The sequence below is a fragment of the Microvirga tunisiensis genome (genome assembly GCF_009296175.1).
Lineage (GTDB): Bacteria > Pseudomonadota > Alphaproteobacteria > Rhizobiales > Beijerinckiaceae > Microvirga > Microvirga tunisiensis.
Window position 1 is genome coordinate 26,523 of the sequence record NZ_VOSK01000029.1, and the last position, 19,272, is coordinate 45,794.

General features: G+C 62.2%; 11 protein-coding genes and 4 pseudogenes. 9 read left to right on the plus strand and 6 right to left on the minus strand.

The window, feature by feature from the left end; all coding sequences use genetic code 11:
- Positions 1 to 3: 3 nt before the first annotated feature.
- The 5 genes and pseudogenes from FS320_RS10720 to FS320_RS10740 form a co-directional block, all read left to right on the plus strand.
- Positions 4 to 1,080, plus strand: a complete 1,077-nt coding sequence (locus FS320_RS10720) for an efflux RND transporter periplasmic adaptor subunit (protein ID WP_152711458.1) — start codon at positions 4 to 6, stop codon at positions 1,078 to 1,080.
- A gap of 18 nt (positions 1,081 to 1,098) precedes the next feature.
- On the plus strand, positions 1,099 to 4,248 hold the full coding sequence (locus FS320_RS10725; RefSeq protein WP_152711459.1) for an efflux RND transporter permease subunit: 3,150 nt from the start codon (positions 1,099 to 1,101) through the stop codon (positions 4,246 to 4,248).
- 92 nt (positions 4,249 to 4,340) lie between these two features.
- Positions 4,341 to 5,006, plus strand: coding sequence for a TetR/AcrR family transcriptional regulator (locus FS320_RS10730; protein WP_152711460.1), 666 nt, complete (start codon positions 4,341 to 4,343; stop codon positions 5,004 to 5,006).
- A 445-nt stretch (positions 5,007 to 5,451) separates the two neighbouring features.
- Positions 5,452 to 5,616: pseudogene (locus tag FS320_RS50700) on the plus strand (zinc-binding dehydrogenase); the annotation flags it as partial.
- 66 nt (positions 5,617 to 5,682) lie between these two features.
- Positions 5,683 to 6,075: pseudogene (locus FS320_RS10740) on the plus strand (protein-L-isoaspartate O-methyltransferase family protein); the annotation flags it as partial.
- 304 nt (positions 6,076 to 6,379) lie between these two features.
- Here the strand turns inward: FS320_RS10740 and FS320_RS10745 are convergent.
- From FS320_RS10745 to FS320_RS10755, 3 genes are all read right to left on the minus strand, one after another.
- On the minus strand, positions 6,380 to 6,583 hold the full coding sequence (locus tag FS320_RS10745) for a hypothetical protein (RefSeq protein WP_152711461.1): 204 nt from the start codon (positions 6,581 to 6,583) through the stop codon (positions 6,380 to 6,382).
- A gap of 60 nt (positions 6,584 to 6,643) precedes the next feature.
- A complete protein-coding gene (locus tag FS320_RS10750; RefSeq protein ID WP_192926270.1) occupies positions 6,644 to 7,981 on the minus strand; it encodes a gluzincin family metallopeptidase in 1,338 nt (445 codons plus the stop codon).
- 592 nt (positions 7,982 to 8,573) lie between these two features.
- Entirely contained in the window at positions 8,574 to 10,025 is a 1,452-nt protein-coding gene (locus FS320_RS10755) for an alkaline phosphatase family protein (RefSeq protein WP_152711462.1), read from the minus strand.
- Between the two features lie 443 nt (positions 10,026 to 10,468).
- On the opposite strand from FS320_RS10755, the gene FS320_RS10760 reads away from it, so the two are divergent.
- Entirely contained in the window at positions 10,469 to 12,562 is a 2,094-nt protein-coding gene (locus FS320_RS10760) for a DNA/RNA non-specific endonuclease (RefSeq protein WP_162002920.1), read from the plus strand.
- Between the two features lie 555 nt (positions 12,563 to 13,117).
- Here FS320_RS10760 and FS320_RS50705 read toward each other — a convergent pair.
- Together FS320_RS50705 and FS320_RS10775 are read right to left on the minus strand one after the other, a co-directional pair.
- Positions 13,118 to 14,009: pseudogene (locus FS320_RS50705) on the minus strand (alpha/beta fold hydrolase).
- A 391-nt stretch (positions 14,010 to 14,400) separates the two neighbouring features.
- Positions 14,401 to 14,643 carry a hypothetical protein gene (locus FS320_RS10775; RefSeq protein ID WP_152711465.1) on the minus strand — a complete coding sequence of 81 codons (243 nt, stop codon included), beginning with the start codon at positions 14,641 to 14,643 and terminating at the stop codon, positions 14,401 to 14,403.
- A gap of 320 nt (positions 14,644 to 14,963) precedes the next feature.
- Between FS320_RS10775 and FS320_RS10780 the strand changes: the two genes are divergently transcribed.
- The 3 genes and pseudogenes from FS320_RS10780 (at position 14,964) to FS320_RS10790 (ending at position 17,406) form a co-directional block, all read left to right on the plus strand.
- Positions 14,964 to 16,733, plus strand: coding sequence for an adenylate/guanylate cyclase domain-containing protein (locus FS320_RS10780; protein WP_152711466.1), 1,770 nt, complete (start codon positions 14,964 to 14,966; stop codon positions 16,731 to 16,733).
- A 111-nt stretch (positions 16,734 to 16,844) separates the two neighbouring features.
- Positions 16,845 to 16,991: pseudogene (locus FS320_RS10785) on the plus strand (arsenical resistance protein ArsH); the annotation flags it as partial.
- A gap of 184 nt (positions 16,992 to 17,175) precedes the next feature.
- Entirely contained in the window at positions 17,176 to 17,406 is a 231-nt protein-coding gene (locus tag FS320_RS10790) for a hypothetical protein (RefSeq protein WP_152711467.1), read from the plus strand.
- A gap of 38 nt (positions 17,407 to 17,444) precedes the next feature.
- Here the strand turns inward: FS320_RS10790 and FS320_RS10795 are convergent, their stop codons facing one another.
- Positions 17,445 to 18,968 carry a CYTH and CHAD domain-containing protein gene (locus FS320_RS10795; RefSeq protein ID WP_152711468.1) on the minus strand — a complete coding sequence of 508 codons (1,524 nt, stop codon included), beginning with the start codon at positions 18,966 to 18,968 and terminating at the stop codon, positions 17,445 to 17,447.
- Positions 18,969 to 19,272: the final 304 nt, after the last annotated feature.

Here is a 19,272-nt window from a genome sequence, read left to right on the forward strand (position 1 = left end):
GCCATGTACGCATCCCTGCCCATGCTCATTCTCGGTATCACCGTCGCGCTCGCCGGCTGCCAAGCAACGCCGCAGGAGGCAGCGAAACCCGTTCGCCCCGTCCTGGTGCAGTCGGTGGCCTTCACGCCTCAGACCCCAGAACGGACCTTTGTCGCGACCATCCGGCCCCGCGTCGAGAGTGATCTCGGATTCCGGGTTCCGGGTAAGGTCGCCCGGCGCCTCATCAATGTCGGTGATGCGGTCAAAGTGGGCCAAGTGCTGGCTACCCTCGATGCAACCGATCTGCGCCTCCAGCGCGAACAGGCCGAAGCTGAGGTGAAGGCCGCGTCCGCGGCGCTCAAGCAGGCCGAGGCTGAACTCCAGCGCATCCTCACCCTGAGGGGGCAGGGCTGGTCCACCACCGCAACCTTCGACCGTCAGCAGGCTGTCACCGAGGAGGCGCGGGGCCGCATGGCCCGCGCCGAGCGCGGCCTGCTGCTGGCCGCGAACGCTCTTTCTTACGCCGCCCTCACTGCCGACATCGACGGTGTGGTCACCGCAACCCAGATCGAGCCGGGACACGTGGTCGATACCGATAAGGTTGCCATCCGCATCGCACGCCTGTCGGAGAAGGAGGCTGTGATCGCCGTTCCCGAAGCCCAGATCGCCGCGGTCCGGACGGGCGTCGCGTCCCTCTCGCTCTGGTCCATTCCTGACAAGCGCTATCAGGCGACGCTGCGCGAGCTTTCCCCCTCTGCCGATCCAGCCACCCGCACCTATTTGGCCCGCTTCTCGATTCCGACCGCAGACGAGCCGATGCAGTTCGGCATGACCGCGACGGTCACGATCGGCGAGACGGCGGCCGCTGAAGTCGTCCGCCTGCCGTTGACCTCACTCCACAACCAAGGCGACGGCCCGGCGGTGTGGGTGATCGGTGCCGACGGCCGCCCAGTCCTGCGGCCGGTCATGGTTGCGGCTTACCAGTCCCGTGACGTCCTGATCACCCAAGGCGTGGGCGACGGCGAGCGCGTCGTCGTCCTGGGAGCCCAGAAGCTCGATCCGGGCCAGCGCGTCCGCATCGTTGAGGCACTGCAGTTCTAACAGTCGGGAGTTCCAGCCATGAAGCAGTTCAACCTGTCGGAATGGGCCGTACACCACCCGGCGCTCATCCTGTTCCTCATCCTTGCCCTCAGCGTCGGCGGCCTTCTTTCCTTCCGCTCGCTCGGGCGTGCGGAAGATCCGAATTTCACCATCAAGAACGTGATCGTGACGGCCGTCTGGCCCGGTGCCACGGCGCAGGAGATGCAGGACCAGGTTGCGGATCCGGTCGAGAAGAAGCTGCAGGAGTTGCCGTGGCTCGACAAGGTGGTCACCTACGCCAAGCCCGGCTTCGCGGTGATGAATGTCGGCTTTCGCGACAACACACCGGCCCATGAGGTGCCGCAGCTCTTCTACCAGCTACGGAAAAAGCTCGACGACATCCGTGGCCAACTGCCCCGCGACCTGATCGGCCCCAGCGTGAATGACGAGTACGGGGATGTCGATTCCATTCTCTACATGCTGACCGGCGACGGCGCCGACTTCGCACAGCTCAAGAAGGTCGCCGAGGGGCTGCGCCAGCAGCTGTTGAAGGTTCCGGGGGTCACCAAGGTCAACCTGTATGGTGTGCAGGACGAGCGGATCTATGTCGAGTTCAGCCACGCCAAGCTGGCCACCTTGGGCATCCCACCCCAGGCTCTGTTCGAGTCGCTGCAGCGGCAGAACGCGGTCGTGCCGGCCGGCATGGTCGAGACCAGCGCCCAACGGATTCCTGTGCGCGTCACGGGAGCCCTCGATGGAGCAAGGGCCGTGGCCGAAACCCCGATCGAGGCTGGCGGCCGTGTGTTCCGTCTCGGCGATATCGCGACTGTCACCCGTGGCTTCGAGGATCCTTCCGACTCCCTGGTCCGTCAGCGTGGCCAGCCGGCGCTTGGCCTTGGGGTCGTCATGGCCAAGGGAGCGAACATCCTGGCTTTTGGCCGGGAGGTGAATGCGGCGGCGGATGCCTTCATGCAGGCGGTGCCGCAGGGCATCGACCTCGAGCAGGTTGCCGACCAGCCGCAGGTGGTCGACCATGCCGTCCGGGAGTTCGAGCATTCGTTCCTGGAAGCGCTGGGTATCGTGCTCCTCGTTTCGTTCGTGTCGTTGGGCTGGCGCACTGGCATCGTCGTGGCGCTCTCTGTTCCGCTCGTGCTCGCCATGACATTTGCCATGATGAGCCTGCTCGGCCTTGACCTCAACCGCATTACCCTCGGTGCCCTGATCATCGCCCTCGGCCTGCTGGTGGATGACGCGATCATCGCGGTGGAGATGATGATCGTGAAGATCGAGCAGGGCTGGGATCGCACGCGAGCGGCGGCCTTTGCCTGGACCTCGACGGCATTTCCGATGCTCACCGGGACGCTGGTGACGGCGGCAGGCTTCCTTCCGATCGGCTTCGCCAATTCGGCGGTCGGTGAATATGCCGGCGGCATCTTCTGGGTCGTGGCGATTGCCCTTGTCGCCTCCTGGCTGGTGGCGGTGATCTTCACCCCCTATATCGGCGTCAAGCTCTTGCCGCGGGCACATTCCGGACCCGCGCCTGCGAACCCGCATGAGATTTACGAGACCCGCCTCTATCGCGGCCTGCGCCGGATCGTGCAGGCCTGCGTCAACCGGCGCGGCCTCACGGTGCTCGCCACGATCGGCATCTTCGTGGCTGCCATCGTGGCGTTCGGCCGGGTCCAGCAGCAGTTCTTCCCGCTGTCCGAGCGGCCGGAGCTGTTCTTCCAGATGCGCCTGCCCGAAGGAACGGCCCTTGGCGTCACCACCGAGACGGCCCGGCAGGCGGAAGCGATCCTCCGCGATGATCCCGATATCGCCACCCATACGACCTATGTCGGTCAGGGCTCCCCGCGGTTCTGGCTCGGTCTCAACCCGCAACTCCCCAACGAGGCCTTCGCGGAGATCGTGATTGTCGCCCGGGACGTGCCGGCGCGCGAGCGCATCAAGGCACGGATCGAAGGGGCGGTGGCGCAGGGCGCCCTTGCGGCAGCGCGGGTGCGGGTTGACCGCTTTAACTTCGGGCCGCCGGTCGGCTTCCCGGTTCAGTTCCGCGTCGTTGGCCCGGACGCGATGACGGTGCGCCAGATTGCGTCCGAGGTTCGCGACGTCATGCGAGCCAACCCCAACGTGGTCGATCCGCATCTTGAGTGGAACGAGTTGACACCATTCGTGCGGCTTGTGGTGGATCAGGAGCGTGCCCGTGCCCTTGGGCTCGATCCGCAGACGGTGTCGCAGTCCCTGCAAACGCTCCTGTCCGGCCTCCCCATCACCACTGTCCGCGACGGCACCGAGCGGGTCGAGGTCGTCGCCCGGGCCGCACAGCAGGAGCGCCTGGATCTCGGGCGTCTCGGCGACCTCACCGTGGTGTCCCGCAATGGACTGGCGGTGCCGCTGGCTCAGGTCGGGCGCATTGAATACGCCCATGAGGAGCCAATTCTCTGGCGGCGCAACCGCGACCTGTCGATCACGGTCCGCGCTGATGTAATCGACGGCGTCCAGCCACCGGACGTGACGAACCAGATCTGGCCGACCCTGGCGGGGATCCGTGACCGGCTCGAGCCCGGCTATCGCCTCGAGATCGGCGGTGCGGTGGAGGAATCCGCGAAAGGCAACGCCTCCATCTATGCGCTGTTCCCGCTGATGATTGGTGTGATGCTGACGCTGCTGATGGTGCAGCTGCAGAGTTTCTCGCGCCTGCTCCTGGTCTTCCTGACCGCACCGCTTGGTCTGATCGGCGCGTCCCTCGCGCTGAACCTGGCCAACCGGCCGTTCGGCTTCGTGGCGCTGCTCGGCCTGATTGCTCTTGCCGGCATGATCATGCGCAACACCGTGATCCTGGTCGACCAGATCGAGGCCGATGTGGCGCAGGGCGCAAGCCGGCGCGAGGCCATCGTGGAAGCAACGGTGCGACGGGCGCGTCCGGTGGTGCTCACCGGGCTGGCGGCGATCCTGGCGATGATCCCGCTCTCCTCGTCGGCGTTCTGGGGCCCCATGGCCTTTACCATCATGGGAGGTCTGTTCGTCGCCACCTTCCTGACCCTGCTGTTCCTGCCGGCGCTCTACGCGCTGTGGTTCCGCAAGCACCTCGACGAGCGCGGCTCCGAAGCCGTGGTGGCAGAGGGGCCAAGTCCAGGCCAGGCAGGAGAGATGGAGCGGCAGCCTGCGCTGTCGGTGGCGGCAGAGTAAGCCGCTGCCGGGGCGCTATCCTCGTGCGCGCTCAGCTGAGCCGACGCCACCCATTCGTTGACGAATGATGAATTTTATCATACGTTTAGCTCATGGATGCTGACGCTGCCCTCGCCTCGGCTGAGCCGGACACCCGCGGCCGTATCGTCGCAACGGCCGAGCGGCTGTTCCGGCAGATCGGCTATCAGAAAACCACCGTGGCCGATATCGCCAAGGCGCTCCGGATGAGCCCGGCCAACGTGTACCGCTTTTTCGACTCCAAGAAGGCGATCAACGAGGTGGTCGCCGAGCGCCTGATGCGCGAGGTCGAGGGTGCCCTCGAGGCCATCGCGTGCCAGAAGGCTCCGGCCGCGGTCCGGCTGCGGGACATGATCGCGACCATGCACCGGATGAATGCGGCGCTGTATACCGACGAGTTGCGCATGCACGAAATGGTGGAGCGGGCGCTGAGCGAGAGCTGGCAGGTTGTCCACGGCCACCTTGAGCGCAAGAATGCGATCTTCCAGCGTGTGGTGGGAGACGGAATCGAGACTGGCGAGTTCGCGTCGACCGATCCTGTGATTGCGTCGCGCTGTGTTCAGGTTGCCCTGATCCGCTTCTGCCATCCCGCGCTGCTCGTGCAGTGCGCCCAAGAGCCCGGTCCATCTCTGGACCAGATGACGGAGTTCATACTGGCCGGGCTGGGCTGGCGCGCGGAGCTGCCAGCAAAAAAGCGGACCGAACCACGACAGTCAAAAGCAAACTCGCGAGCAGTGTAGGTGGAGGACTTGGCCGGCAGACAAGGGGCAATCCTGAGCAGGCACTTGGGTGGCGAACGCCCGTTCCAGGATCGCCAATAGGATTCTGCCGATCGTGTCTCGCTCCTGATGAGGAGCTTCCGACGCCTTCATCGTCCCTCTCTACGGCACCGGGCTCGGATTATCAGGCCTCGATCCGCTATAGCCTGTTATGCGATCCCATATGACGTCAAGAAAAATCGAGCAAAGCACACGGAGTTCGTCTCGATAGGTCCTGCTCTACGCCTTCGCTGTTGAGGATGCATCCCCTGGATCGGACCCAGAGATCCGCCAAGCCGGAGAAACTCAGGACCGCTCCTGGGGCGTTCCGAAGGAGGGTAGCATCCTGGTCTCGACCTGAGACCGGCCACCTGTCGAGAAAGCGGCCCAGCACAACGTCTGAGCCGCGGGGTATCGCGCTCAGCCAAATCCGGCCCAGCTGAGCGAGACCGGACGGCTGATTGATGAGGGGCGAGTGCGTGTTGTGGTCGATAGAGCATTCGCACTGATTGAGACAGGGGCAGCCCAGGACTACCTCGAGCAAGAAAACGTGCGCGGAAAGATCGTCCTGCGAGTTACTGACGGGACCTGATGAGAACCCTGAGGGTTGAAGCTAAAAGGTTCAGCCAGCCGCGAACTCGATTGGAGCAAGCCTCCCATGCCTGACCTCTCCCGTGCCCGTGACCGCATGGTCGATGTCCAGATCGCAAAGCGCGGGGTGCGGGATTCTCACGTTCTGGATGCGATGCGCCAGGTGCCACGCGAAACCTTCGTCGAGCCAGGCTTCGAGGAATTCGCCTATGAGGACGGGCCCCTGCCGATTGGCGAGGGCCAGACGATCTCCCAGCCCTATGTCGTCGCCCTGATGATCGAAGCCGCCGAGGTGAGGCCGGGCGATCGCGTGCTCGAAGTGGGCGCAGGATCAGGTTATGCCGCCGCGGTCATGAGCCGGATTGCGGAGCGGGTCTATGCCATTGAACGCCATCCGTCCCTCGGCGCGTCGGCTCAGGAGCGGTTCAGCGAACGGGACCTTCGGGACCTTATGGAACGTAGACTCGAATGGGAGAACTAATCCGGGAAGGTCCGGAGCGGGTCGAGCCTGTGTCAAAACGCGGACGGGCCGCTCCGTGAAGCAATTTAATTTCTTGCAAGCCCCGATAGACCGGGAAATCCCCGGTACAGAAGCCCGAACTTGTACAAATCGTTCGGCAAGGCGGAGCTTGCTCGAGTTTTGACACACCCTCGGTCAACTTGGGAAGTTTAGACATGCCCCCTGAAGGTCTGTTCACCGCGGGAGAACAGACCTTCCGGCCTGATCACAGGCCCCTGATTTAGACTCCTTCCGCAAAGAAGCATCAAAACAGCTTCTTCCGGCGCTCGATGACGATCGGAAGACCACTCGGAGCGTGACCTACGACCTCATGCGTCACCCCAGACGGTAGTTTGCCCTCCTTGTCCGCCCGACTCGCCTCGCCGCGGTCGACCAAACCGCGCACAAACGACTCCTTCTCGGGAGTATCCGGAACGATAGCATCCTTGGGGATTGGCTTATGGTTCATGGCGCGGCCTTTCTCGTGGCTGGCGGGTGGATCCATATGAGCTCCGTTGTCCTGTGTCTCTCAGGCTCGACACAGACCACAATCACACAATCGGCGTTCGAGCCGGAGCATCCGACCAAGATCAACCAGCCTATGGGTTTTCAGCCCAAGAACAGGATCCATGCGGGTCTCGTCCACCCCAGCCCCATCACAGTCGACTTTGCCTCTCAGAAAGAGATCCTCCACAAAGCCTCGGGCCGTGGTTTCCGAGGCTGACGGCTCAATCGACCCAAAGGCGTTCGCCGCCGCTTTGGCCGGGAAATGCCTTGGCTGAGAGGGGGTCTCGACGACCAGCGGGCGATCCCCCAAGCCGTAGGCGTTGCCCGCGAGAGCAAGCTGCCCGAGAGCCTCGGATGGAGCACCGAGACCGGAGGCCCCGCCTGACGGGAACAGCGCGGCTCGGAACGGCTCGACGGCAGCCGCCGAGGAGAGGGACAGGATATGCCGGCGGATGAAGGCCGCTTTCAAGACCCGCGGGTAGCCCGGATCGGCCGCCGTGCTCGCTTGGATCATGCCGGCCGCAACTTGGGCATAGAAGTTCGACACCACTGGAGCCTGCTGGATACCGGCCAGCAGAATGTCGCCCATGTGCTGGCTGACAACTTCCAGATCTTGCTCGGAGGGCGGGACTTGTTGTCCTGCGGCCACGACCAGCATACCCGCGAGCGCGTCCAGAAAGGCGCCTGTGAACACCCGGGAGAACGAGTGCGGCTCCGAACTCAACTGCGCCGCTGGCGCACTGGAGGGGAGCTGGAGCGGATCCTGATACGTGAACGAATTCGCGGCATTCCGGAGGCTATCCCGGCTTACGGCATCTGGATGGGTCTCACGGATCGCGGCCCCGAGCTGCTCGGCTAGCCGGGACAGGCGCGAGTTGCGGTTGATGCGACCGCTCGTTGCGCTCAGAACCAACTGCCGCATCATGGGCAGTTGCAGCGCCGCCAGCATCGCGCTCATGTCACCGAAGGTCTCGTGGAACGCGGCGGCCTCATGACTGGCCACATTCCACAGCTGCGGCTTCAGGCCATCCAGAACCGCATGTCCCATCTCATGGCACAGAATGTCCGGGCTCTCGCCGGAATACACCGTTCCCGTCGAGGCCTGGTCGTGGAAAAAGGTCAGCGCCTGGCGATCATAGTAGGCATTGAGATCGACGCCCTCGTCGAGCAGGACGTTCAGGATTGATCCTGTCTGCCACTTCAGAGACGGCAGGCGGGCGGTCCAGAAGTCGGCGCCGCGGCGCAAGGCTTCGGCAGCGGTCCAATACCGGAATTCGGCCGTGCCGACCTCGTACAGACCGGGGCGAATGGCCGGACCGCCAAAGCGGTATTTGAGCTTTCCGGCTGTTAGGCTCGGCACCGGCCGCTGAATGATCGTCCCCTCGAGAGGATCATCCTCCCAGGCATTGACGCTGCCACGGGGTGTGACTCTGCGCCGCGACGAGTCCGCTGTCGGCGTTGTGCCGGTCCGAGCGGCTCGTTTCGAGCCAGTTTTAGATCGTGAGGCGTCTGCCTCCGCCAGAGCTCGACTTGATCGCTGACGTGTGTTGTGGGCCAATTTTGCCTCCCATCAATACGCGGAAGAGCGAAACGGCCTCCGCTGGTATACCCCCTTGTCGCTGAGCATTTTGGTGTGAGACCCCAGCTTTCGGAGCCGTCATGGACATCTTAGCGTGAGATACTTGGAGTTCGGAATCTCTGGCTAACTGTCCATGTCAGACCGGTTAGGGAACACCCCTCCCCTACGCCTTGCGGTTAGCTGAAAAGCATTTGCGGCTAACGCAGCGCGTTTGCGATCGGAACTCGCGTCCACTCTGAGCCCACGCAACGTTTGCGCACCGGAATCTCAAATTTAATACTCAGTGCTAACCAAAAAACTCACGCTAGGTGCCCAAAGCCACCGAGAATCTTACGTTTGCTGTACCAGGGATCGCCTCTCCGATGAGGTGATCTCAGTTGCCGAAATCGAAGGCCTTGGCCAAACTTTCCACTGCGCCGTAGCGTGCACTTGGCAGCGGAGCAAGCTGATGCCGCTCCCCGATCAGCCTCAGGATCGACGTTGTGTCATATTGCGTGTGGTCGATCGTTCCTTTGCGGGCGAAGGGGGAGACTATGATGGTCGGCACACGGGAGCCTGGCCCGAAGAAATCCGCCCGTCCACCGGCAATCGACGGCTGCGGCGGTGAGACATGATCGAAGAACCCGCCGAACTCGTCATAGGTGATGATGACGGCAAACGAGTCCTTCATCGGGCTGTCCTCCATCAGGCCAACGATGCGGCCAACCTCCTCATCCGCCGCAACAAGGTTGGCATACCCTGGATGCTGATTCAGCACGCCGATCGGCTTGTAGAGGACAACTGGCGGCAAGGTTCCTGTCTTGATGTCCGCCTCGAGCTGTGACGCGTCCTTCAGGTGTCTCTCCCGCTCGCGCCGACCGGTCTCGTTCGTGGGATCAAAGCGGGCGAAGTACGCAAAGGGCTGATGGTGCCACTGGAAGGCAAGATCGGTGAGCTGCTTCTCCTCGTCTGCCGTTCTACTCTTGATCGCAAGATTCCAGCCGCCCGAATACCAAGCCCAATCGACCCCTTTCTCGCTCAGCCGGTCCCCAATGGTCACGGACGTCTGCGGCGGCAGGAGGTCGCCGCCCTGTCTGCCGTTGTTGAGGAAGATCGACTGTGTGGTGTTGACCGCGTAGTCGCCGTCACCCGCCGCAGTCACCCGGCGCTCCCGGACGACGATGCCCTTCTCGTCGATTTCCGACCGCAACTCCTTCGGGGGATCGGGCCAGACGGGAGTGCAGGCGCAGACAAGCCAGATATGGTTGAAGAACGAGCCGCCCAAGGCGCCTTGGAAGAAGTTGTCGAGCAGAGTGTAGCGTACGGCAAGCCGCCAGAGGTTGCTGTCCTTGAGCGCGGCCGCACTGTAGTGACCCATGGTGAGGCCCTTGGCATCCGAGAACTGGGCGAACCAGTCGTTCCTGCCGCCGTGGATCTGGGAGCGGTGGGTGTAGAAGGCGTGGATGAGATCGCGGGTGAACGTGGCCGTGGTCACGCCGGGCCGGATGCCATCAATGACGAAGGGCTGGTTCGGCAAGTCCCCGAGGCTGGTGACGTCTCTCAGCTCGGGTGGGTTCTTCGTGATGTCGAAAGGCTTATCGGTCACGGGCAGCGTGGCGAACGGGGTGCCGTCCCGATTGTGCTGGATGACTGCGTCTCCGGCGGTGGCAATGCCGTTTGCTCCCGGGAACTCGCCAAACATGTTATCGAAGCTGCGATTCTCGAGATAGAGGACCAGGATGTGCGAAAGCTTCTCAAGCCCCTGCGCGGACTGGGCCAGGGCCGGGGGTGCCATGGTGGAGCAGGCATAGGCAGCCGTGGCAAGAAGAGATAGCCGGTTCATCATGGCCGCATCTCCCTGATCTCCTCGTGGAGACGAGATCTGAGCAATTTACGCCCACTTGCGGTGCTGCGCCACCTGTCTGCCTCGTCAGGGCTATACGGCGGTCGCACTGACGCGTCAAAGACAGGATCAAGCGAGGCCAGCCCTGCGCGTAACGTCGTTGCCCCACACTTTCTCATGCTCCCTCCTTCGACGACTGGCGAGCTGCCCAGTGGGCGTAGCATACTATGTCGGACATCTACTTTTGCGTGAGGACATCATTGTCGCCTAAGCGGGTATCATACCCCTGCAGAGGCAGGCGGCGTTCTGCTCGACCTACAAGCGAGGTGTTGGAGCAACGACGCCGAGCGTCACATTATCGAGACGAACTGAAATCAATCTCAGGATGTAATCGGACTAACCGGAGTCCAGGCCGAGCGGTAGCATAGCAGTGACAGGAGGATTAGGTGGCAGAGTCGAGCAAGCGATTCCGCGATCTGGTGCAAAGCAGTCGGGATGAGCGCACGCGAGTAAGAGCGCTTGTCGCCGCCAACCGCTGGAAGGATGCGGAGCCGAACCGCGACAGATTTAGCCGTTTCTTTGCTCGTGCGGCCTCTAAGGTCGCTCCGCGCGGACGCGAGTCGCTACAGGGCGACACAATCGACTTTCAGCCCGCTTGGTTTCTCGGCGAGGGGGCGATAAGGCGCCGCGCGGTCGCCTACGTCGAGGTCAACAGCGCGGGAAAGTCGTCCGTCGGCACAGGCTTCATGATTAGCCCGCAGCTCTTCCTGACGAATCAGCACGTTGTCGAGAGCGAAGTCTCGGCGCGCGGCGCGCAGATTAGCTTCAATCGGGAGACGGGCGAAGACGGACGGTTGGAGCCGATAACGACGTTCTTGCTTGATCCGGATCGATTTGCATTGTTCTCGCAAGAGGAGGAACTCGACTATGCCATTGTGGCCGTCGGTTCCCGGATTGCCGGAACGGGCGCTGTTGCAGACTTCGGTTATTGCCCCCTGCTCGACCGCGCCAATAAGCATGTGATCGGAATGACCGTCAACATCGTCCAGCATCCGAATGGTATGCCGAAGGTCATCACTGTTCGTAACAACATTCTCCAGTTCCGCACCGAGCGAACCCTGCTCTACCAGACTGATACGGATCATGGCTCATCTGGTGCTCCGGTGTTCAACGACGATTGGGATATCGTGGCGCTTCACCACTACGGCGAGCCATTCCTCGAGTCCAAAGATGAGGGTGGACAGCCCATCCCAACCAACATCAATGAGGGCGTGCGCATCAGCGCAATTTACAAAGATCTCGACAGGACGCTTGAAACCCTCCCCGCCGCAACCCAGCCGCTGCTGCGCGAGGCTTTGGCTTACGACAAGCTGGCGGACGCCAATGTTGCCGGGCGGCATCTGTCGCCTCCGCATGCCGGTATCGTAAGTAGCGCGGAGAGCGCCCCGCGTTCTATGGAGGAGCCTTCTATGTCACAGTCCTCAGACGACCAACAGTTTCGCGTGATGATCCCACTGGAGATCACAATCCGAGTGGGATCAGCCGCAGCGCCGGAGGCCCAAGTCGCAGCGCCCCAGCTACTGAAAACGCTCAAACGCAGCGCGGAGAAACTGCAGGTCGATACAGATTACACGAACCGTTCGGGTTACGATCCAGATTTCATCCCTGGCGTCCACATCCCTCTTCCTGAGCCAAACCCGAAACTTGCTAAGCAGGTCGCTTCGCTGCGCGCCGGCGAAGCGAACGCGGCAGGCGGTGAGCTCGAGTATGAGCATTTCAGCATCAAGATGAACAAGTCCAAGAGAATAGCCCTGTTCACTGCCACAAACATCGATGGAGAAACCTACCTCGTCGTGGATCGCAAGACGGGGGAAGTCACCGGTGGCGCTGAAGGAGAGACCTGGTTCAGCGATCCGCGAGTTAGCTCAAGCTTCTTTTTAGACCAAAGCTTCTATTCCGCATGGTCCCACCTTTTCGATCGTGGCCATCTCACGCGACGAACCGATCCGACCTGGGGTGATGATGACACCGCCAAGCGCGCCAATGCTGATACCTTCCATTTCACAAACTGCTCGCCGCAGCACTTCCGGTTCAATCAGACTGCCAAGTTCTGGCAGGGTGTCGAACGCTACGTGCTCGAGAATGGGGTGCTAGCAGCCGGGACAGGTAAGCACCTCTCAGTGTTTCAGGGACCGATCTTCAACGATGCCGTAGATCGCTGGGCTGACGACGTGCAGATTCCTTCCTCCTTTTTTAAGGTAATCGTCTGGAAGGGTGAGGCGGGGCTGAGATCAGTGGGACTTGTTGTTGACCAACTTCCACTTCTCGACGAGGAGCGCAAGAACTTGGGGGCGCCCCAAGACCTTCCTTCTATCGATGTCAGGCACTGGCGCGTGGCCATCGAGACGATTGAGAAGCGCACCGGGCTCTCCTTTGGGCCCGATGTGTTAGGAGCAGACACAATATCAAAAGGGACGCAGCCTCGGGTCGGCGAGGCGCAGGTCGAGGTTAGATCGTTAGCAGACATCCCCTTGATTTAGCTGCTAGGCGCACTGGCATCACCTCTAGCAAGGTGAGCGTCAGCGTGCCCGGCGAGGCTCAACATCCTGTATGCTGCCGACATGAAAAACGGCAGTTGCGGACTTTTTCAACACTATCTGCCAGGAGCTGACCTCCGTGCCCCTCGGGTGCACCGATGTTTACCGCGCCTTTTGTGAAATTATGGGCTAGGCTGAAGCACCTGGTGCTCTGCGGAGAGACCGGGCCGGGAGGCGCCCATGGACGTCGTGGCCTGGCTGCACGGTCTCAGCTTGGGGCATTATGAGGCGGTTTGATCCTGGGCCTCATAGGGGCGGATCGTGAGGGGCCTGTTTGATGCCGATGCAAACACCTGATCTGAAATCATCGCTATCCTGTCTCCCGAAGCGTCAGCACTGCCGCCTCAGGACCTTTCCTTGAGCAAGGATCACTTCGGTGCACCCCTTTTCGAGCCCACAGACATACGAGGCGTCGCAAGATCTTCTCTCACACAATACCCCAGGCGTGGGAGCGGGAGCGGCCAGTGAGGTTGTGCGGGAGTGCTCCACCGGGCATCGTCAGGTTGCCGCGACAGTGACTGGACCTGAGCGTAAGCGAGAGTATGAGCCCGACCGGTCGTTCACGAAGTCGGCGACCACGGATGCAAAGCGCTCCGGCTCCTCCCAGTGCGGCGCATGGCCCGCGCCCTCAAAGATCAAAAAGCGGACATTCGGAATTGAGCGGAGGAGGATTTCCTGCTCAGCCCGAAGGGCCATGTCGTCCCGCTCGCCCCAGACTATCAGGGTCGGTGCCGTGATGCGGGTCAGATCCGGAGTAAGGTCCGCCTCAAGCAGGCCAGCCCACGCCGCCTTCCAGACCCGCGCCGGCACCTTCAGGCTCGGCCACGATCCGATCCAGTGTTGCCTCCGGCAGTTGCCGGGCCAGGGTGCTTTCCTGGAACTCACGGACGAAAGCAGGGTCCAGCGGATCAGCGATAGACGCCAGCGTGGCTTCTCCAAATTCGATGCACGCCGGATTTCGCCGCAGGGCTGCGAAGGCGCCCACCAGGACAAGCCCGAAGACGCGTTTGGGGTGATCGATGGCAAACCGCTGGGCAACCGCGGCCCCCATGGAGTGCCCGACCAGGACGACCCGCTCCAGGCCAACCTCATTCAGAAAACGTTCCAGGTCGGCTGCGAAGTCGGCCACACGGTAGCTGTCGGGGGCACTCGCATCGCCGTGTCCGCGCTGAGTGGGAGCAAGGACGCGAAGGCTTCCAGGCAGGTGGGCCATGACAGGCTCAAACGAGAGGCTTGAATCCGTGATCCCATGCAGGAGGACCAGGGGTGGAGCATCGCGCGGGCCTTGATCGAGGTAGGGCAACAGCAAGCCGCTTGGCAGGCTGGCCGTCTTGCGGGCTGGGGAGAGCATCGGAATCCTCATGATGCGATAGCAATCTGAATCCAGCATGCCTCCGAGACATGACCGACGCGGTGCGGCATCTCACCCGCCGACCAGGTAACGCCATGAGGTGTGGAGGCCGTACGGTGCGGATCGGACGGGAGGTGGCGTGTACCTTTGGGAGAGCCGCGAGGCCGCTGAGGCCACGTACTCTGAGACTTGGCGGCAGCGGATTGCGGAGCGCTTCGGTGCGCCTCCACAGATCGAGTACTTCGATACACCCCTGATCATTGACAACGCCGGATCGGCCAGGTGACCACAACACCTACAGGATCTGAACCTGTACTGGCGGCCCGGAGACTTCGAGACTGTCTAGTTTCCCGGGTAGGAGTTGAAGGCTAGCACAGTCGAGGTGTTGCACCACTATCGAGATGTCCCACGAGGCCACCGGTCCAGCCCCTCAGGCCTGCTCTCTCCTGAAGTAGATTGGGTCAAGCGCATAATGCTTGGCTTGGTCGTTGGCTTGGTCGACAGCGTCATCCAAGGTAAGGAATGGTCCACTCACGGCGATGGCTGTCCCATCGATTGACACCGTCACAGTGTACTCCATCCCGCGCCCGGGCCGCACCACCTCTGTCAGGACAATGTTGTTGTCCTGATCCATCGGCTGTTGGTTGGAGGTCAGGACATGGAGGTCAGGCATCTCGGAGCCTCTGAATGTTCGAACCCACGTTAGCTGATGATCTATGGAGGATATGGCCGCCCGATGGCTGACATACCCGATCGATGTCGCTTCCTTGGAGAACGTCGGCTTGTCGCCCACTGAGCAGAGCCTGCGGTGGGTTCGGTCACAAACCAGGCAGGGCAGGATAGCATAATGGCCCGCATCCCGGATCGAAGCTCGCCTTCGAAGATATCCGCCGGTGCGAACCGACAGCCCCGCGCTACCTCGACGAGCCCCTTTGCCGTCCTGCGGATCGGCGCTAACCTGCCCGGCTGTGGTTCCGGTGAGCGGAGCGATGGATGGAACCGGACCCCAAGCGGATCGAACGCAGGCTGGCGGCCATCTTGGCCGCTGACGTGGCGGGCTATTCCCGACTCATGAGCCAGGATGAGGCCGGCACGTTGCAGGCCCTGACCGCTCATCGCGAAGTCATGGACTGGCTCATCGCTGATCACGGTGGGCGGATCGCCAACACCGCGGGCGACAGTGTCCTGGCCGAGTTCGCAAGCGCTGTCGATGCAGTCCGCTGCGCCGCCAAGGTGCAGGAGGCCCTCGCAGCCTTGAACCAGAATAGTCCTGAGGAGAGGTGCCTCCAGTTCCGGATCGGGGTGCATGTCGGTGACGTGATGGTGCGCGGGGGCGACCTGCTGGGCGATGGGGTCAATATCGCCGCACGGCTGGAAGGCATTGCCGATCCAGGCGGCATCTGCATCTCGGATGCCGCCTATGGCTCTGTGCGAAAGGCCCTGCCCCTTACATTTACGGATCTCGGGCCGCAGAATCTGAAGAACATCGACGAGCCCGTTCGAGCCTATGCCCTGAGCCCCGGTTCATCCGTCTCGGCTGGGGCAGCATACGCCGCATCGCTCCCCTTGCCCAAGAAACCCTCGATTGCGGTGCTCCCGTTCAGCAACATGAGCGGCGACCCCGAACAGGAGTACTTCGCCGACGGCATCGTGGAGGACATCATCACGGCCCTGAGCCGGGTCAGGTGGCTCTTCGTCATCGCCCGGAACTCGTCCTTCACCTACAAAAATAAGTCCGTCGATGCGGGCCAGATCGGCCGTGACCTCGGCGTCCGTTATCTCCTGGAAGGATCGATCCGCAAGGCCGGTCAGCGTGTCCGGATCTCGGGACAACTCCTCGAGGCCGCCACGGGCGCCCACCTGTGGGCGGACCGCTTCGATGGCGAGATCTCGGAGATCTTCGAACTCCAGGATCGCATCACCACAAGTGTCGTGATCGCGGTCGAGCCGAGCCTGCGGTTGGCGGAGATCGAACGGGCCCAGTGCAAGCCGACCGACAATCTCGATGCGTATGATTTGTATCTCCGGGCGCTCCCGGCCATTAACGTCTACACACGCGCGGGCTTCGAGGAGGCCGAAGGACTGTTGCGCAGAGCGGTCGCTCTCGACCCGACCTATGCGGACGCGCTTGCGGCCCTTGCGGAATGTCTCGTCCGGATGACAGTCAACGGATGGGCCGCGGACAAACAGGCCAGCACCACCGAAGCCTGCGCGTTGGCGGGACGCGCGGTCGCGGCCGACCCTGAGAACGCGGCGGTTCTGGCAATCGCGGCCTGGGCCTATTCAACCCTGGGCGTCCGCTTCGAACAATCGCTCGACCTGGCCAACCGGGCGCTCGTCCTTCACCCGAACTCGGTGCATGTGCGCTCGTTCTGCGGGTGGGTGTTCCACTACATGGGGGACAGTCTGCGGGCCATTGAGCAGTTCGAGGCGGCGCGGCGGTTGAGCCCTGTCGACCCGAAAAGCTATTTCCCGATGCTCGGTCTGGCGGCGGCGCACTTCTTTGCAGGCCATTTCGAAGAGACGGTGAGCTTGACCGGCCGGGTCCTGGTCGAGGTTCCGACGCACAATGTCGCGCGCCGCTACCGAGCCGCAGCGCTCGCTCATCTGGGCCGCATCGATGAGGCGAAGGCAGTTGTCGCCGAGCTTCTGAAAGCACAACCCACCTCCAGCCTTCGAACATCCCGAAGCACCAGTTTCCACGACCCCCGCATGGCTGACCTCTACCTCACAGGACTGGAAAAAGCCGGCCTGCCCGAGTGACGGCGCATCCCACCCCGGCCGTGCGCCTGACGCACGCACTGTGGATCCATCGATCTCGAACCGGGTGAATGCTCCTGAGAGTGTCCGGTTTCGGCCTTTGCAGAGAAGACGGAGGAGTTGGTGAAGTTCACGCTCCTGACGCGGGACCGTTCCGACTACCTGACGGACCGCTACAGCGAGCGCAAGGAGGCGGCCGAGAAGGAAGCCAGGCACCTTGCCGCAGAATCCATGAGCCACGAGGTCAAGGCGGCCGAGTAGGCAATGACGCGATAACATGGGCCGCCCACTTGCACGCCCCATGGGGATGCCTCGTGAAATGCCGATCGAAGCTTGCCGATGCTCAAAACCCCGCTAGGGAGAGATGTGAGCTTAATGCGAGTTGTTGCCGCTGTGTCACAGACCTGTGGGTAGATGTGTCCGGCTCACCGAAGGGGAACAGCTCATGCGTAAGCTCATTCAGAAGGCACCGCTGCGCCACCTGCGCGAGCAAGGAGAGCCGACAGGCGCTCTCCTGATCACATTTCGTGATGGCCAGCCGCAGATGACCGGTCTCATCGACGAGGCTGACGAGACCGCTGAAGCGATCATCACCGCCATCATGAACGCCGTCAGTGAACCAGACGCCGCTGACGAGAATGATGACCCTATCGGCCCCTGCGCGGGACAAGCGTGATGGACCCTCGTTCAGATTAACCGATCGAGGAAGGATCTTCAGAATCGCCAGAATGGCTCGAGACCTGCGAGTTCCCGGTACTGCCCTTTTGCATTGGCCAGCAGGCCGTCGACGCGGGACATCTGCTCCTGATGGATTGCCTCAGCAGTGGATGATGGCTCCATGTGTGAGCCCACAGCAATGTCGTTGAGTTCCCCCAGTGTCTCCTGGAGCGCCTCAAGCGTGCTCAAGGCAGCCCGCTTCCTCTTCTTCGCGCCACCACCTTTGAACAGGCTCTCGAAAAACTCGATTGCATAGCGAAGCTTCTTGATCTCGATCCGCACCTGATGGCGCTCCTCTGGATCGAGCTCCACCAGGTTCCTGCCCTGTTTGATAATCTTTTTCCAGCGCCGGCCGAGCTCCTCTTCGGCCAGAGCTGCTACGGGTTGGTCACGCCGCTTGCGAGCGGGCTTGCTCTCATCCCGAAGCCAGTTCCCCGCCTCAATCCAGGCAGCCGTCCCCAGAACACCGGTGTTGAAGCGCGGTGAGGCGATGGTCTTCTGAACCATCTGGTAGGCTTCGTCACGCCGCTTCCGGTACTCGGCCAGAAGGTTCTGGTAGCCCTCGTCCCTGCTGTGTTCATTTTGGGCGGGTTCAAGGACCTTAGTGATGTAGACGTCCAGATCTCGTGCCTCTCCCAGCACATTGGCCATCCACTTGAGCTCGGCCCTGATCGGGTCCCGTTGCTCGTCCTCGACAACGGCCTTGAACAGGGTGATAGCAGCCCGGAGCCGCCGCAGGGCAACCCGCATCTGGTGGACGGCATCAGCCTCCGGCGCGCGCCGGACGATCGTCTCATTGGCCATCAGATGCTGAAGACAGGAGGCGCCGATGCGCTGAAAGGCTTCTGCGCCTGTCATCTTGCGCTTGAGCACGACCGGAGGAGCTTTGACACGGGTGGGCTGCTCGCCAGTGACGGTCTCGAAGCCGCGCTCAGCCTTGGTCTTGAAGCTCAGGCGCAAGGGGGTTGCTGTCGAGAGGGCCAGGGCAAGCTGAAACAGATCGGCCGGTATGCCGTCCTTGAGCTCGAGTTCAACTTCTCCGAAGGAAACCGTCTGCTCCTTTCCCTCAACCTTGCTGTCATCCGCAGCAAGCTCAATGATGGAGTTCTCGAACGGCACTGTGTGGATGGTCCGCTCCGTCGTCACGCGGAAGACGGGCTGGATCGAGCCACTATGCTCAAGGAGCGGCTTGAGGCCGGTTTGCTCCGCAAGGGTATAGTCAGGGTTGTCGCTGTCGACCTCGTGTTCCCACTCGTCCCGAGCCAAGGCAATGCCGTCAGGTGAACGGGCGGCCTTGATCGTTTGGATGCGCTGGTCGCCGTTGCGTCTGACCCGGAGCGAGATCCCCGCCTGCTGTAGGGCGTGATCCGGGGTATCGAAGTAGGTCGCCTTGAGGGTCTGCGTTGTTGAACCGTCCGATTGTTCACTGAGGAGCGGATGGGCCAGCACCTTCTCAAGCTCAGAAGGCGCAACCTCCAGCTTGAGCTCGACTTCCTGGGGAGGGTTGGGCTTAGCTGGCATGGAGCGTCTCAGGTTCAATTCTTAAATTCGGAACGTCAGCCCGCTAGAGCGGTTCCACCACGAGCGGGACTTCGACAAAGCCGGTGAGCCATGTTCTTGCAGAGGATCATCCATCGCGTGTTCAAGCCGTACCAGCAGACCGTATGTTCGTTGCCGGTGGAGGTGGCTCGTCCCAAGCTATGCGATGAGCGAGGGTTGCGCTGGATGGGCCGGCGCCGAGCCTCCCGCACAGGGGACGAGCCATGCAGCAGAAGAGCAAAGTGTTTGTCGGTCTGGATACCTCCAAACTGAAGATCTCCGTCGC

What these genes read in the sequence shown, in the direction of transcription:
- FS320_RS10720 (WP_152711458.1), top strand. Translation starts at nt 4, where the DNA reads ATGTACGCATCCCTGCCCATGCTCATTCTCGGTATCACCGTCGCGCTC.
- FS320_RS10725 (WP_152711459.1), top strand. Translation starts at nt 1,099, where the DNA reads ATGAAGCAGTTCAACCTGTCGGAATGGGCCGTACACCACCCGGCGCTC.
- FS320_RS10775 (WP_152711465.1), bottom strand. Translation starts at nt 14,643, where the DNA reads ATGCCTGACCTCCATGTCCTGACCTCCAACCAACAGCCGATGGATCAG.
- FS320_RS10730 (WP_152711460.1), top strand. Translation starts at nt 4,341, where the DNA reads ATGGATGCTGACGCTGCCCTCGCCTCGGCTGAGCCGGACACCCGCGGC.
- FS320_RS10745 (WP_152711461.1), bottom strand. Translation starts at nt 6,583, where the DNA reads ATGAACCATAAGCCAATCCCCAAGGATGCTATCGTTCCGGATACTCCC.
- FS320_RS10755 (WP_152711462.1), bottom strand. Translation starts at nt 10,025, where the DNA reads ATGATGAACCGGCTATCTCTTCTTGCCACGGCTGCCTATGCCTGCTCC.
- FS320_RS10795 (WP_152711468.1), bottom strand. Translation starts at nt 18,968, where the DNA reads ATGCCAGCTAAGCCCAACCCTCCCCAGGAAGTCGAGCTCAAGCTGGAG.
- FS320_RS10780 (WP_152711466.1), top strand. Translation starts at nt 14,964, where the DNA reads ATGGAACCGGACCCCAAGCGGATCGAACGCAGGCTGGCGGCCATCTTG.
- FS320_RS10790 (WP_152711467.1), top strand. Translation starts at nt 17,176, where the DNA reads ATGCGTAAGCTCATTCAGAAGGCACCGCTGCGCCACCTGCGCGAGCAA.